This is a genomic window from Marivivens marinus, from assembly GCF_035969385.1.
Lineage (GTDB): Bacteria > Pseudomonadota > Alphaproteobacteria > Rhodobacterales > Rhodobacteraceae > SELP01.
Genome location: NZ_JAYKKJ010000006.1, coordinates 141,297 through 154,781, shown reverse-complemented (window position 1 = coordinate 154,781; position 13,485 = coordinate 141,297). Strand labels below are relative to the sequence as shown.

General features: G+C 63.7%; 15 protein-coding genes. 13 read left to right on the top strand and 2 right to left on the bottom strand.

From position 1 onward, the window contains the following. Window positions 1–78: 78 nt before the first annotated feature. Window positions 79–1,410, bottom strand: coding sequence for a pentapeptide repeat-containing protein (locus tag U3648_RS11415; protein WP_420859353.1), 1,332 nt, complete (start codon window positions 1,408–1,410; stop codon window positions 79–81). Window positions 1,411–1,586: 176 nt separating this feature from the next. Here U3648_RS11415 and yajC point away from each other — a divergent pair, with 176 nt between their 5' ends. The 9 genes from yajC to U3648_RS11370 are packed head-to-tail and all read left to right on the top strand — an operon-like array spanning window position 1,587 to window position 7,652. Continuing rightward, window positions 1,587–1,871, top strand: a complete 285-nt coding sequence (yajC, locus tag U3648_RS11410; protein ID WP_420859352.1) for a preprotein translocase subunit YajC — start codon at window positions 1,587–1,589, stop codon at window positions 1,869–1,871. A 28-nt stretch (window positions 1,872–1,899) separates the two neighbouring features. Further along, window positions 1,900–3,561, top strand: coding sequence for a protein translocase subunit SecD (secD, locus tag U3648_RS11405; RefSeq protein ID WP_420859351.1), 1,662 nt, complete (start codon window positions 1,900–1,902; stop codon window positions 3,559–3,561). Between the two features lie 4 nt (window positions 3,562–3,565). Then, window positions 3,566–4,534, top strand: coding sequence for a protein translocase subunit SecF (secF, locus tag U3648_RS11400; RefSeq protein ID WP_420859350.1), 969 nt, complete (start codon window positions 3,566–3,568; stop codon window positions 4,532–4,534). 21 nt (window positions 4,535–4,555) lie between these two features. Continuing rightward, window positions 4,556–4,909, top strand: a complete 354-nt coding sequence (locus U3648_RS11395; protein ID WP_420859349.1) for an Mth938-like domain-containing protein — start codon at window positions 4,556–4,558, stop codon at window positions 4,907–4,909. A 37-nt stretch (window positions 4,910–4,946) separates the two neighbouring features. Then, window positions 4,947–5,567: a heme ABC exporter ATP-binding protein CcmA gene (ccmA, locus tag U3648_RS11390; RefSeq protein WP_420859348.1), complete on the top strand. Its 621-nt coding sequence runs from the start codon at window positions 4,947–4,949 to the stop codon at window positions 5,565–5,567. Further along, entirely contained in the window at window positions 5,564–6,220 is a 657-nt protein-coding gene (ccmB, locus tag U3648_RS11385; protein ID WP_420859347.1) for a heme exporter protein CcmB, read from the top strand. The genes ccmA and ccmB overlap by 4 nt, the downstream gene beginning before the upstream one ends. A gap of 16 nt (window positions 6,221–6,236) precedes the next feature. After that, a complete protein-coding gene (ccmC, locus tag U3648_RS11380; protein WP_420859346.1) occupies window positions 6,237–6,971 on the top strand; it encodes a heme ABC transporter permease CcmC in 735 nt (244 codons plus the stop codon). Continuing rightward, the gene (gene ccmD / locus U3648_RS11375; protein WP_420859345.1) at window positions 6,971–7,117 is read left to right on the top strand and encodes a heme exporter protein CcmD; all 147 of its coding nucleotides are present in this window, start codon (window positions 6,971–6,973) and stop codon (window positions 7,115–7,117) included. Before ccmC ends, ccmD begins: the two co-directional genes overlap by 1 nt. Continuing rightward, complete coding sequence (locus U3648_RS11370) at window positions 7,110–7,652, top strand: DsbE family thiol:disulfide interchange protein (RefSeq protein ID WP_420859344.1); 543 nt, start codon at window positions 7,110–7,112, stop codon at window positions 7,650–7,652. Before ccmD ends, U3648_RS11370 begins: the two co-directional genes overlap by 8 nt. Window positions 7,653–7,901: 249 nt before the next feature. Here the strand turns inward: U3648_RS11370 and acnA are convergent, their stop codons facing one another. Then, a complete protein-coding gene (acnA, locus tag U3648_RS11365) occupies window positions 7,902–10,589 on the bottom strand; it encodes an aconitate hydratase AcnA (protein WP_420859343.1) in 2,688 nt (895 codons plus the stop codon). A gap of 335 nt (window positions 10,590–10,924) precedes the next feature. On the opposite strand from acnA, the gene U3648_RS11360 reads away from it, so the two are divergent. The 4 genes from U3648_RS11360 (at window position 10,925) to U3648_RS11345 (ending at window position 13,480) form a co-directional block, all read left to right on the top strand. Further along, window positions 10,925–11,569 carry a DUF1223 domain-containing protein gene (locus U3648_RS11360; RefSeq protein ID WP_420859342.1) on the top strand — a complete coding sequence of 215 codons (645 nt, stop codon included), beginning with the start codon at window positions 10,925–10,927 and terminating at the stop codon, window positions 11,567–11,569. A 242-nt stretch (window positions 11,570–11,811) separates the two neighbouring features. After that, on the top strand, window positions 11,812–11,940 hold the full coding sequence (locus tag U3648_RS11355; protein ID WP_420859341.1) for a hypothetical protein: 129 nt from the start codon (window positions 11,812–11,814) through the stop codon (window positions 11,938–11,940). Then, window positions 11,937–13,295: a DUF2927 domain-containing protein gene (locus U3648_RS11350; RefSeq protein ID WP_420859340.1), complete on the top strand. Its 1,359-nt coding sequence runs from the start codon at window positions 11,937–11,939 to the stop codon at window positions 13,293–13,295. The genes U3648_RS11355 and U3648_RS11350 overlap by 4 nt, the downstream gene beginning before the upstream one ends. A 14-nt stretch (window positions 13,296–13,309) precedes the next feature. Next, window positions 13,310–13,480 (top strand): hypothetical protein, encoded by a 171-nt coding sequence (locus U3648_RS11345; protein ID WP_420859339.1) that lies wholly within the window; start codon window positions 13,310–13,312, stop codon window positions 13,478–13,480. Window positions 13,481–13,485: the final 5 nt, after the last annotated feature.

Below are 13,485 nucleotides of genomic sequence, written 5' to 3'. Positions count from 1 at the left end.
ACCAACGGTCAGAGGACGTGGCTCGATAAAGCACAGCAGCCCCACCTTCAAATCGCCCACCCCGGTCCGGGCCCGGTCCTAACCGTCCTCCGGCAAAGCCTCCGGCGGCAAAGGTGGATCAAGGGTGCATTGCCACGCGCGCCAAGCCTTGAGGAAATCTCCGAAATCGAGCTCTTCCCTTGGCCAATGGTCCGGCCAGTCCGCGCCATTGGGAAGGGTCCTGTTGCTGTCATCTTGGCCAAACAGGCCCCCATCGGCGAAGATGTCGTCGAAGAATGACCTCAATCGTGCTATGGTGGTATCATCAACCAACCTCACAGCGGCACCTCGAAGAGTAGCCGCTGTGAGGTTGGTTGCATCATCGAACTTCGCCTCGGAGAGGTTTGCCCCCTGCAACTCCGCCCTGATGAGGTTTGCCCCCTGCAACTCCGCCCAGATGAGGTTTGCCCCCTGCAACTCCGCCCCGGAGAGGTCTGCCCCCTGCAACTCCGCCCCGGAGAGGTTTGCCCCCTGCAACTCCGCCAAGAAGAGGTTCGCCCCCTGCAACTTCGCCCTACGCAGATTTGCGGCGACGAAATCGAGCGACTGGAGGTCCATCCTTTGCAGGTTGGCGTCCCGTAGGTCTATCTTTGCCTTGTCGACATCTTCTGCGATCAATCTCCGCAACTTGCCAAGGGTTTGCACCGCCTTTTCCATGTCCGATCGCGCGATTTCCAAGTTGCGCGCCCAGTCACGCATTTCCTGCGGGCTCGCGCCTTTGGGCGGAGTTTTGGCGCGCAGGTCAGGTTCCTTTGACAACTCCCGCACATAGACCGACAGCATCGACGCGATGCGGTGCACTTCCTTGGGGTCTTTGTCGGCTGCTTCCTCGGCCAAACCGAACAGCCGGTCGATGGCGGCGTTTCGTTTGACCACATCGTCTTGCCACGCGTTGAACATTTGCCCCTTGTTCCGCTTGTCGACCTTGGTCACCTGTCGCTGTGCATAGAGGTCCTGTACGGCCGCGTTGATCTTGTCGTTGAACAGGCTCTTTGCTGCGTGATCGACGGTCTTCTGCGCCACGATGCTGCGCCAGATCAGGAAGGGGGCCCCCAGCGTGGCGGCGATCAGGGCGCCTGTCCCCAGCCCGGTGGCCAGCGAAGGGTTCACCACCGTTCGCAATAGGACGGAAAAGGACGCGGCGAGGGCCGCAAGGAACAGCGGGGCGATGATCACCGTGATCGCCACCGCGATACCCGGCGACATGCCAAAAAGGCTGCCCAGCCGCTTGGATTGGTCCTGACGGGCGCTTGCGGAAATCCAAAGGTAGATCCACAGGCACCCGGCCACGACCGCCAGCAGTGTCCAGACCACGGTATCCAGCACCGTTACCGGTGGAAATGTCAGTTGAAACAGGCTCTCGGTTCCCAATGTCGCACCCCTTACCCCTTCCGGTTGTCAAACTCCTGCATATATGCCGGTCACGCGCAAGATATGGTGGGTTTTCGGGTTGGGCCGTGGTTGCCATTCCCCTGTCCCCGCCGTAACGTGCGCCGACTTTGGCGAAGGGCCCCTTCGCCGGACCAAGAAAAGGGAAAAACGCCGCCATGCAGGGCTTTGAATCCATCATTCCGCTGATCCTCGTTTTCGGGATCATGTACTTCCTCCTGATCCGTCCGCAGCAGAAGAAGCTGAAGGACCACCAGCAGATGGTCGCGGCCCTGCGCCGGGGCGATCAGATCGTCACCCAGGGCGGTGTCATCGGCAAGGTGACCAAGGTCAAGGACGGCGAAAACGAGGTCGAGGTCGAGATCGCGCAGGGCGTCAGCGTCCGCGTCGTCCGGGGCACCATCGCCCAGGTCCTGAACAAGACCGAACCGGCCAAGGGCTGATCCGACACCAACCCGTCCGGGGGCATCCATGCTGCAGTTTTCCAAGTTCAAGCAGGCCGTGATCGTTCTTGTCTGCGCCGCGGGCATCCTGTTTTCCGCGCCGAACCTGTTCTACGAACGGGTCGAACGCGCCAGTGACGCGCGCGTGCTGATCGACGCCGGTTTTAGCAACGCGGATCTGGAGGCCGAGGCCGCGCTTTGGCCGTCGTTCCTGCCCGACGGGCTGGTGAACCTTGGTCTGGACCTGCGCGGCGGCGCGCATCTGCTGGCCGAGGTGCAGGTTGCGGACGTCTATGCCTCGATGTTGGAAAACATGTGGCCCGAGGTGCGCGATGCGCTGGCCGCGGAACGCGATACAGTGGGTTTTGTGACCCGCGAGGAAAGCCCCGAGGACCTGCTGGTCGTCCGGATTTCGGAACAGGATGGCGCGGCCCGCGCGCTTGAGATCGTGCGCGGTCTGGCCCAGCCTGTGGTGTCGCTGACCGGGGCAGGGGCATCGAACATCGTCGTGTCCATCGACGGCCCGGTCCTGACCATCCGCCTGTCCGAGGCGGAAATGGCCGCCACCGCTGACCGCACCGTAGATCAGGCGCTGGAGATCATCCGCCGCCGGATCGACGCCGCAGGCACCCGCGAACCCGCGATCCAGCGGCAGGGCGCGGACCGGATTCTGATCCAGGTGCCCGGCGCGAAATCGGCGCAGGAGCTGAAGGGCTGGATCGGCGCCACCGCACAGCTGACCTTCCAGCCCGTCGTGCGTCGCACAACAGATGAGAACACGATCACTTCGGCGACCGAGGAACTGCTTCCCTCGCTGGAAGAGGAGGGAGTGTTCTACGTGCTGGAGCGCACCCCCGTCGTAACGGGCGAAGAGCTGACCGATGCGCAGCCGTCGTTCGACCAGAACGGGCGGCCTTCGGTCAACTTCCGGTTTAACGGAACAGGTGCTCGGAAATTCGGGGATTATACGGCCGAGAACGTCGGCGCCCCCTTTGCCATCGTGCTGGATGACGAGGTGATCAGCGCGCCGCGCATCAACGAGCCGATCCGGGGCGGGTCCGGTCAGATCACCGGGAATTTCACGGTTGAGGAATCGACCAACCTTGCGGTGCTTCTGCGGGCGGGTGCCCTGCCGGCGGAACTGGTGTTCCTTGAAGAACGGACCATCGGGCCGGAACTGGGCGCTGACAGTGTCGCGGCGGGCAAGATCGCGGCCATCGTCGGCATGGCCGCCGTGATCCTGTTCATGGCGCTGTCCTACGGGCTGTTCGGTTGGTTCGCCAACCTTGCGCTGATGATCAACGTGGCCCTGTTGTTCGGGGCGCTTTCGGTGCTGGGCGCGACACTGACCCTACCGGGGATCGCAGGGATCGTTCTGACCATCGGTATGGCTGTGGACGCCAACGTGCTGGTCTATGAACGTATCCGCGAAGAACTGCGTACGGCCAAGGGCCCGGCGCGGGCCATCGAACTGGGCTATGAACGGGCGCTGTCCGCCATTCTGGACGCCAACATCACCACCTTCATCACGGCGGCGATCCTTTGGGTCGTGGGCTCCGGCCCGGTGCGTGGCTTTGCCACCACGCTGGGTCTGGGCATTCTCACCTCGGTCTTCTCGGCGATCTTCGTGACCCGCCTGCTGATCGTCTGGTGGTTCCAGCGCCGTCGTCCCAAGAAAATCGAGGTCTGATCCCATGCGTCTACGTTTGGTTCCCGAACATACCAACTTCGATTTCTTCAAGGTCGCCAAACCGACCTTTGGGGCCTCCGTCCTTGCGATGATCCTCTCGGTCGCCCTGTTCTTCAGCATGGGGCTGAACTATGGCATCGACTTTCTGGGCGGCACCACGATCCGCACCCAGTCCACGCAGGCCGTCGACACCGGCGCCTATCGCGCCGCGATCGAGCCGCTGGGGCTGGGGGATGTGTCGATCACCGAAGTCTTCGATCCGACCTTTGACGAAGACCAGCACGTGGCAATGATCCGCATTCAGGCGCAGGAAGGCGATGAAAGTGTTGCCGCCGACACGATCGAGGCGGTCGAGGCCGCGCTTCAGACGGTGGACCCGTCGATCACCTTCCCGTCGGTCGAAAGCGTCGGTCCGAAAGTGTCCGGAGAGCTGATCCAAAAGGCGATCATGGCGGTCAGCGCCGCCCTCATCGCGATCCTGTTCTATATCTGGCTACGGTTTGAATGGCAGTTCGCGGTCGGCGCCGTCGCCGCGCTGTTCCATGACGTGATCCTGACCATCGGCATCTTTTCGGCCTTCCAGATCCGGTTCGACCTTGCGATTATCGCGGCGCTTCTGACCATCGTCGGTTATTCGATCAACGATACCGTGGTCGTTTTCGACCGGGTGCGTGAAAACCTGATCAAGTACAAGGTCAAGCCGCTGCGCGAGGTGCTGAACCTGTCGGCCAACGAAACGCTGGCCCGGACCTTGATGACCTCCGGCACCACGCTGATCGCGCTGATCGCGCTTCTGGTGCTGGGCGGCGATGTGATCCGTGGCTTTGTCTTTGCCATCACATGGGGCATCGTGGTCGGCACCTATTCGTCGATCTATGTGGCCAAGAACATCGTGCTGATGCTGGGCGTCAAACGCGACTGGTCCAAGGACAAGAAACCGACGGGCAACCAGTTCATGGATATCGACGCCTGATCGCGGGCAGGGGGCAAGGCAATGCGGCTGAACGAGGTTGTCTATACCGATGCGGTTCCGGTCGAAGGCTATGGCCCCGGCTTCTTTCGCATGGGGGGACAGGTCTATGAAGGGCCGATCCTCGTTCTGCCCAACGGCATCGCCCCCTGGGACGGGTTCGAGGATGCCGCAGCCCTGATCGCGGCCAAGGACATCGTCGACGTGATCTTTGTCGGCACCGGGGCCGATATGGCCTATCTGCCCAAGGGCTTTCAGGCCGATCTGGATGCGGCGGAGGTGGCCATCGAACCCATGGCCAGCCCCGCCGCCTGCCGCACCTACAACGTGCTTCTGTCCGAAGGACGCCGCGTCGGATTGGCGCTGATCCCGGTCTGATCTTTCCGGGGCCACGCGCATGGGGTATGCCCAGACCATGACACGCCTGACCGTCACTGACCTGTCCTGCGCCCGTGGCGGTATCCCCGTTCTGGACCGGGTCAGTTTTGCGGTGGACGCTGGTCAGGCGCTTGTCCTGCGCGGGCCGAACGGGATCGGCAAGACAACCCTTCTACGCACGCTGGCCGGGCTGCAACCGGCACTGGCGGGCACCATCGACCTGCCCGAGGAAGAGGCCGCCTATGCCAGCCACGCCGACGGCATCAAGGCAACGCTGACTGTCGAGGAAAACCTCACCTTCTGGGCGCAGCTGTATGGCAGCGCCGTCCCGGACACGGTCTATGACGCCTTTGATCTGACCGCCCTGCGCCTGCGGGCCGCCGGAACCCTCTCCGCCGGGCAGAAACGGCGACTGGGACTGGCGCGGCTGGGGGTGATCGGGCGCAAGGTTCTGTTTCTGGACGAGCCGACGGTGTCGCTCGACACACGCTCTGTCGGGCTTTTTGCAGACTACCTGCGGGAGACCCATCTGGCGGCGGGCGGCATCGCTGTGATCGCCACCCATATCGACCTTGGGCTGGACGCGCCGGTCCTGGACCTGACCCCGTTCAAGGCCTCTGCCACCATGTCCGGCGCCAGTGACGAGGCGTTCCTGTGATCGCGCTTCTGATCCGGGATTTGCGGCTGGCGGTGCGGGCCGGGGGCGGGTTTGGCCTTGGGCTGGCCTTCTTTCTGATTGTCGTGGTGCTGGTCCCCTTCGGCGTGGGGCCCGAGCAGGATATCCTGACCCGGATCGCGCCCGGTATCCTGTGGGTCGCGGCGCTTCTCGCGGCGCTTCTGTCGCTGGACCGGATCTTCGCGCTGGACCACGAAGACGGGTCGCTCGCGCTGCTGGCCACCTCGCCGCTGCCTCTGGAAGGGGCCGCGCTGATGAAAGCGCTGGCCCATTGGCTGACCACCGGCTTGCCGCTGACACTCGCCGCCCCGGCGCTTGGCTTCCTGCTGCATCTCGCGCCCGAGGCCTATGGCTTCCTCTTTTTCTCGCTCGCGCTTGGCACGCCCGCGCTGTCGATGATCGGCACTTTCGGCGCGGCGCTGACGGTGGGGATCAAGCGGGGTGGGCTTTTGATGTCGCTTCTGGTGCTGCCGCTATATGTGCCGACCCTGATCTTCGGGGCAGAGGCCGTTCGTCGCGGGGCAGAGGGCTTGGCAACCGCCGTGCCTTTGACCATGTTGGCGGGGATCACGGCGGGGGCCTTCGCGCTTTTGCCTTTTGCAAGTGCGGCGGCCCTTCGGGTCAACCTGCGCTAAACCTGTCGAGGACCATATGTCGATCTGGGAATACGCGAACCCTAAGAAATTCATGGCGACGACAACGCCGATCATTCCGTGGGTGTCCTGGGCATCCTTCGGGCTGATCCTTGCCGGGCTTGGCTGGGGGCTGTTCCTGACGCCCGCCGCCGAGAATTTCGAACATTCGGTGAAGATCCTCTTCGTGCACGTGCCCTCGGTCCTGATGGCGATCAACGCCTGGTTCATGATGCTTGTCACCTCGCTGATCTGGCTGGTGCGGCGGCATCACGTATCGGCGCTGGCCGCGCGGGCGGCGGCCCCCATCGGCGCGGTGATGACCCTGATCGGTCTGGCCACCGGGGCGATCTGGGGGCAACCCACATGGGGAACGTGGTGGGCATGGGAGCCGCGCCTGACCTCTTTCCTGATCCTGTTCCTGTTCTACCTCGGCTACATCGCGCTCTGGGCCGCGATCGAGGATCAGGACACCGCCGCGGACCTCACCTCGGTCCTGTGCATCGTCGGGTCGGTCTTCGCGGTCCTGTCGCGCTATGCCGCGATTTTCTGGGGGCAGGGGCTGCACCAGTCGGCCACCTTCTCAGCCGACAAGGAAACCAACATCGACCCGTCCTTCTGGTGGCCTGCGGTCCTGTCGATGGGCGGGTTCATTCTGTTTTTCATCGCGCTCGTGCTGATCCGGACCAACGCGCTAATCCGGCTGCGGCGGGCGATGGCGCTGGAAGCGCGGGCAAACCGGGGGGCATCGTGATGCTGGATTTCGGGAAACATACCTTTCACGTCTGGGCCTCCTACGGAGTGACGGTGGGGCTGTTGCTGGCGCTGATCGTGGTCAGCCTGATGCAGGCGCGCGCTGCCAAGGCGCGGCTCGACCGGGCGGAGAAGACCGATGGCTAAGGTCTCGCCACTCGTCCTTTTGCCCCCCATCATCTTCGCCGCCGTGGCCGGGCTTGCCATTGGCGGGCTTTACTGGGGGAACGAAGAAGACCTGCCCTCGGCCCTGATCGGGCAGGAGGCCCCCGCTGTCGCGCCCGAGGGGCTGCCGGGTAAGCCGCTCTTGACTGATGCGGACCTGCGCGGGGGCGATCTGACGCTGGTGAACTTCTGGGCCAGCTGGTGCGGTCCCTGCCGGGCCGAACATCCGACGCTGGAGGCACTGGAGGCCGAGGGCTTTCGCATCGCGGGCATTAATTTCGCCGACCAGCAGGGCAACGCGATGACCTATCTGGCGGAAGAAGGCGACCCGTTCTTCGCCCACGGCTTCGACCCCCGGCGGCGGACCTCGATTGACTGGGGGGTCACCGCCCCGCCGGAAACCTTCATCGTCGATGGCGAGGGAACGATCCTATACCGGTTTCAGGGCGCGCTTGTTGGGGACGACTACGAACAGCGGTTCCGCCCGGAACTGGAAAAGGCGCTAGGGGGCAATTAGGGGCGGTGGGTCAAGACCCACCTTACCCGGGGGCGCTTCGCCCCCCGGATCCCCAGAGGATGCTTGGAATCCAAAGAAGAATGGATGCTGAGTCCGGCCCCTTTTTTGGGTCAATAAATATCCCGGGGTGAATGGCCCGGAACGGGCCAGAGGGGCAGAGCCCCTCACGTAAGGTGGGTTTTAACCCACCGCCCCCCAAACGAAAAAGGCCGCCCTAGAGGCGGCCTTTTCCTGTTCTGTCCCGGCGGGTTACGCCTTGGCAAGGTTGCGCAGCACGTAGTGCAGCACGCCGCCGTTCTCGACGTATTCGATCTCGGGCGCGGTATCGATCCGGCACTTGATCTGGATGGTCTTGGTGGTGCCGTCGCCCATTGTGATATGGCAGGCCACCACATCCTGCGGCTTCACCCCGTCCAGACCTTCGATCGACACGGTCTCCTCCCCGGTCAGGCCAAGCGACTTGCGGGTGTCGCCGCCGGTGAATTCGAAGGGGATGACGCCCATACCGACGAGGTTCGACCGGTGGATGCGTTCGAAATTCTCGGCGATAACAGCCTTGACCCCCAGAAGCGCGGTGCCCTTGGCGGCCCAGTCACGCGACGACCCGGCACCATATTGTTCACCGGCGAATATCACCAACGGGGTGCCGGCCTCGGCATAGGCCATGGCGGCGTCATAGATTGCCATCTGCGACCCGTCCGGGCCCTTCGTGTAGCCGCCTTCGACCCCGTCCAGCATCTCGTTCTTGATGCGGATGTTGGCGAAGGTGCCGCGCATCATCACCTCGTGGTTGCCGCGCCGCGACCCGTAAGAGTTAAACTCGCGCGGGGCCACCTGACGGTCGGTCAGGTACTTCCCGGCCGGGGTGGTGTCCTTGAACGACCCGGCGGGGCTGATGTGGTCGGTCGTGACCATATCACCAAGGATCGCCAGAACCTTGGCGCCTTCGATATTGGTGATCTCGCCCGCGTCCTTGCCCATGCCCTGGAAATAGGGCGGGTTCTGGATATAGGTCGAGGTCGGCGGCCAGTCGTAGGTTTCGCCACCGGTCACTTCCACGCCCTGCCATTTTTCGTCGCCTTTAAAGACATCGGCGTATTTCTTCAGGAAGGCTTCGCGCGTCACGGTCTTTTCGACCAGTTCGGCGATTTCCGCGTTGGTCGGCCAGATGTCTTTCAGGAAGACATCATTGCCATCCTTGTCCTGCCCCAGCGGTTCGCTGGTCAGGTCGATGTTCATGTCCCCGGCCAGCGCATAGGCCACGACCAGCGGCGGCGAGGCAAGATAGTTGGCGCGCACGTCGGGCGAAATCCGCCCTTCGAAGTTGCGGTTGCCCGACAGGACCGAGGTGGCGACCAGATCGCCCTCGGCAATCGCCTCGGACAGTTCCTTCTGGATCGGGCCGGAGTTGCCGATACAGGTGGTGCAGCCATAGCCGACAAGGTTGAAGCCGATGGCGTCCAGATCCTCTTGCAGCCCTGCGGCCTCCAGATATTCGGTCACGACCTGCGAGCCGGGGGCAAGCGAGGTCTTGACCCAGGGTTTGCGGTTCAGACCCAGCGCGCGAGCCTTGCGGGCGACAAGCCCGGCCCCGATCAGAACATAGGGGTTCGAGGTGTTGGTGCAGGAGGTGATCGAGGCGATTACGACCTTGCCCGAGGACATGGTGTAATCTTCGCCTTTCACGGCGACTTCCTTGTCCATCGGACGCTTGAAGGTCTCGGCCATTTCCTTGGCAAAGGCCTCTTTCGCATTGGTCAGCGGCAGGTAGTCCTGCGGCCGCTTGGGGCCGGAAATCGCGGGGACGATGGTGCCCATGTCCAGTTCCAGCGTATCGGTGTAGATCGGCGCGTAATCGTCGCCGCGCCAGAACCCGTTTTCCTTGGCATAGGCCTCTACCAGTGCGATCCGGTCTTCGTCGCGGCCGGTCTGGCGCAGGTAACGCAGGGTTTCGCCGTCGATCGGGAAGAAGCCGCAGGTGGCGCCATATTCGGGGGCCATATTGGCGATGGTCGCCCGGTCGGCCAGCGGCAGCCGGTCCAGACCTTCGCCGTAGAATTCCACGAACTTGCCGACAACGCCCTTGGCGCGCAGCATTTCAACGACCTTCAGAACAAGGTCGGTCGCTGTGGTGCCTTCAACCATTTCACCGGTCAGCTTGAAACCCACGACCTCGGGGATCAGCATGGAAATCGGCTGGCCCAGCATGGCGGCCTCAGCCTCGATCCCGCCGACGCCCCAGCCCAGAACGGCAAGGCCGTTGACCATGGTGGTGTGGCTGTCGGTGCCGACCAGCGTATCGGGGTAGGCGACCAGTTCGCCGTTCTGGTCGGTATCGGTCCAGACGGTCTGGGCCAGGTATTCAAGGTTCACCTGGTGGCAGATGCCGGTGCCCGGCGGCACGACGCGGAAGTTGTTGAAGGCCGACTGACCCCACTTCAGGAACTGGTAACGTTCCATGTTGCGTTCGTATTCGCGGTCCACGTTCATCTGGAACGCGCGCGGGTTGCCAAATTCGTCGATCATGACCGAATGGTCGATGACAAGGTCGACCGGGTTCAGCGGGTTGATCTTCTGGGCGTCGCCGCCAAGCGCCTTGATCCCGTCGCGCATCGCGGCAAGGTCCACAACGGCCGGGACGCCGGTGAAATCCTGCATCAGCACGCGGGCAGGGCGATAGGCGATTTCGCGGTTGGTCTTGCCGCCGTTCTTGGCCCAGTCGGCAAAGGCGCGGATATCATCGACCGAGACTGAAAAGCCGTCGTCTTCGAACCGCAGCAGGTTTTCCAGAACCACCTTCAGCGCGGCGGGCAGGCGGTCAAAATCGCCAAGGCCCGCGGCCTGAGCGGCCGGGATCGAGTAATAGGCGACGGACTGATCGCCGACCTTGAGTGTCTTACGGGTTTTCGCGGTGTCTTTACCAACGGTAACGGTCATCGGGGAGGCTCCCTTTTGGTGGCGGATGGCCCGGGTCTTGCGCGGGCGTCGGCATGCTTCTGCACCATGCCAGACGGGCAATCAAGGGGGTGAGGCCCTTTTTGTATACCATTGTGCACAATTTTGCGCAAGCGAGGTGAATCGGGCGTAAACCGCAGAGGGGCACAACCTCGCGCCGCTCTCGCAATTGGTTGATTGGCCATTACAGCGGGCTTGGTCTAAGCCTTGATGCGCCCCATGATGGGCAAGGGCACAACCGCCGGGACGCTAGAGATATGATACAGACCATTCGGGCCATTCTTGTCGCAGGGGCAACCGCCATCGCGGGTGGTGCCATGGCTGAAGATTCGCCGGTGGTGGTAGAACTGTTCACCTCGCAGGGCTGTTCGTCCTGCCCGCCTGCCGATGAAATGCTGGCCGAGATGGCCAGGCGCGACGATATCATCGCGCTGGCGCTGCACGTGGACTACTGGGACTACATCGGCTGGGCCGATAGTTTCGGCAGCCCAGCCTGGACCGCGCGACAGCACCGCTATGCCCGCGCTGCCGGGGCCAATACCGTCTACACCCCGCAATTCGTTGTGGGTGGGGTCGACCACGTGGTCGGGGCAAAGGGGATGGACCTGATGGACCTGATCCGCGCCCATGACCAACAGTCCGATCCCGTCACCATCGACCTGCGCCGGTCCGGCGGGCGGGTCCATCTGTCCGCCACCTGGCACGAGGGCGCACCGCGCAACGCCGTGGTCCAGATCGTCAGCTACCTTCCCATGGTCGAGGTCGAGATCCGGCGCGGCGAAAATGCGGGCCGCACGCTGGCCTATGCCAATATCGTCACCGGCTGGCAGATTGTTGAACGTTGGACGGGACGCGCCCCCCTGACCCTGACCCTGCCACCTGCGCAGGGGCAACATGCGGTCGTCCTGATTCAGGAAGACGGGCAGGGGCCCATTCTGGCCGCCGCGCGCCTGCCGAACTGACCCCAAGTCGCCGGATTTCCCATATCTAGCGGTGAGGGAACACCCCGCCACAATGCGGCTGAGTCCTTCCGGCCACGGTCGCCGGATAATTGTGGGGGCGGGGCATCGGGCGGGTGATTTCGCCCCGTCCCGGCGGTTTACTCCACGCTGTCGCAACAATGCCGTTGGATTGCCCCGATTGGTTCGTCTTGCGGCCTCACTCCGTTGGCAGGACGGCAAGGTGAGCAGTAAGGAGACAGGACTTGACCAAGGCAAACATGCCGGTCGACATCCAACGCCACTTCGCCCGGCCCTCTGTCGGGGCGGGCACGGCGCGACGTGACCGATTTCAGATGTGGCCCGCCGCAGCGGCAGGGCAGGTGGTGGCATGAGAAAACTTGCCGTCGCCGCCATTGCTGCCCTGAGCGCCTGTGCGCCCATGCCCCAGAACGCCCCGCCCACGCGCAACGTGGTGCAGGAAGATACCCTGCCGCCGATGCGATCCTTTGCAGCGGCTCGGGTCATCACCGCCACCCGCGCCAATTCCGAGATTGCCCAGGATTTCCTTGATCTTGCGTTCCGCATGGAAAGCGGCCGTCCGGTGCCGCGCCTGACCCGGTTCGAAGGGCCGATCAGCGTGCGGGTCATCGGTGACGTCCCCGGCACCCTTGTGCCCGACCTGCGCGGCCTTCTGTCCCGCTTCCGGGCCGAGGCCGGGATCGACATCTTCATGACCGGCGCCGGTGCCGCGTCGATCACCGTGCAGGCCATCCCGCGCGAGGAATTGCAGCGCGCTGTTCCGCGCGCCGCCTGTTTCGTTGTGCCGCGCGTGTCCAATTGGGACGAATACAAGGCCTTCCGCCGGACCCCGCAGGTCGACTGGACCACGCTGGAACGGCGCGACAGGGCCACGGTCTTTGTCCCCTCCGACGTGGCGCCGCAGGAAATCCGCGACTGTCTGCACGAAGAAATCGCCCAAGCGCTTGGCCCGCTGAACGATCTTTACCGGCTGCCAGACAGCGTCTTCAACGATGACAATATCCACGCGGTTCTGACCAGCTTCGACATGCTGGTCCTGCGGGCCTACTATGCGCCCGAACTGCGCAACGGCATGACCCGGGGCGAGGTCGCGGCGCGTCTGCCCGCGCTTCTGGCCCGGCTGAACCCGTCGGGCGAAATCGGTTATGGCCGTCCGATGAACGACACCAGCCGCGACTGGATCGACGCGATCGAAACCGCCCTGTCACCGGGGGCATCGCCCACGCGGCGGCGACAGGCCGCGGAACAGGCGATCAACCTTGGCCGCGCCTTCAATTGGCACGGCACCCGCGAAGGCTTTGCCCTGTTCGCCTATGGGCGGTTGCAGGTCGGCAATGACGCCAACCTTGCCCGTGGCGCGTTCCAGGCGGCCGACCGGGCCTATCGCCGGTCCTATGAAACCCGGCTGCACACGGCGCATGTCGCGGTCCAGCTGGCGGCCTATACCCTGTCGGCAGGCGATGGAAACCGCACGCTGGCCATCGTGGATGAGGCGATCCCAATCGCTCGCGACCACGAAAACGCGGCCCTACTGGCGACCCTGATGATGTTCAAGGCCGAAGCGCTGGACCTTATGGGCCGCGCGGATGAGGCGCGGGCCGTGCGTCTGGACAGTCTGGGCTGGGCGCGTTACGGCTTTGGCTCTGAACGCAACGTCCGGGCCCGCCTGCGCGAAGTCGCCTCGCTCAACCCGGGCCGGAGAAGCTAGGGACCACTGTCCAGATGATCTATCCGCTGATTGGCCTTCTGGCCGGGGCAATTCTTGGGGCGCTTCGGGCGCGAATGAAGGGCGGCAAGCTGGCTGACCTTCTGCAATGGGCCGCTGTCTTTGCCATGATCGGTGGGGTGATCGGACTGTTCCTGTTGCTCTTCATCGATCGGTCCATGCGCTAGGCGCG

What these genes read in the sequence shown, in the direction of transcription:
- secF (WP_420859350.1), top strand. Translation starts at nt 3,566, where the DNA reads ATGCGTCTACGTTTGGTTCCCGAACATACCAACTTCGATTTCTTCAAG.
- U3648_RS11370 (WP_420859344.1), top strand. Translation starts at nt 7,110, where the DNA reads ATGGCTAAGGTCTCGCCACTCGTCCTTTTGCCCCCCATCATCTTCGCC.
- acnA (WP_420859343.1), bottom strand. Translation starts at nt 10,589, where the DNA reads ATGACCGTTACCGTTGGTAAAGACACCGCGAAAACCCGTAAGACACTC.
- ccmC (WP_420859346.1), top strand. Translation starts at nt 6,237, where the DNA reads ATGTCGATCTGGGAATACGCGAACCCTAAGAAATTCATGGCGACGACA.
- ccmA (WP_420859348.1), top strand. Translation starts at nt 4,947, where the DNA reads ATGACACGCCTGACCGTCACTGACCTGTCCTGCGCCCGTGGCGGTATC.
- yajC (WP_420859352.1), top strand. Translation starts at nt 1,587, where the DNA reads ATGCAGGGCTTTGAATCCATCATTCCGCTGATCCTCGTTTTCGGGATC.
- U3648_RS11360 (WP_420859342.1), top strand. Translation starts at nt 10,925, where the DNA reads ATGGCTGAAGATTCGCCGGTGGTGGTAGAACTGTTCACCTCGCAGGGC.
- U3648_RS11345 (WP_420859339.1), top strand. Translation starts at nt 13,310, where the DNA reads ATGATCTATCCGCTGATTGGCCTTCTGGCCGGGGCAATTCTTGGGGCG.
- secD (WP_420859351.1), top strand. Translation starts at nt 1,900, where the DNA reads ATGCTGCAGTTTTCCAAGTTCAAGCAGGCCGTGATCGTTCTTGTCTGC.
- U3648_RS11350 (WP_420859340.1), top strand. Translation starts at nt 11,937, where the DNA reads ATGAGAAAACTTGCCGTCGCCGCCATTGCTGCCCTGAGCGCCTGTGCG.
- U3648_RS11395 (WP_420859349.1), top strand. Translation starts at nt 4,556, where the DNA reads ATGCGGCTGAACGAGGTTGTCTATACCGATGCGGTTCCGGTCGAAGGC.
- ccmD (WP_420859345.1), top strand. Translation starts at nt 6,971, where the DNA reads ATGCTGGATTTCGGGAAACATACCTTTCACGTCTGGGCCTCCTACGGA.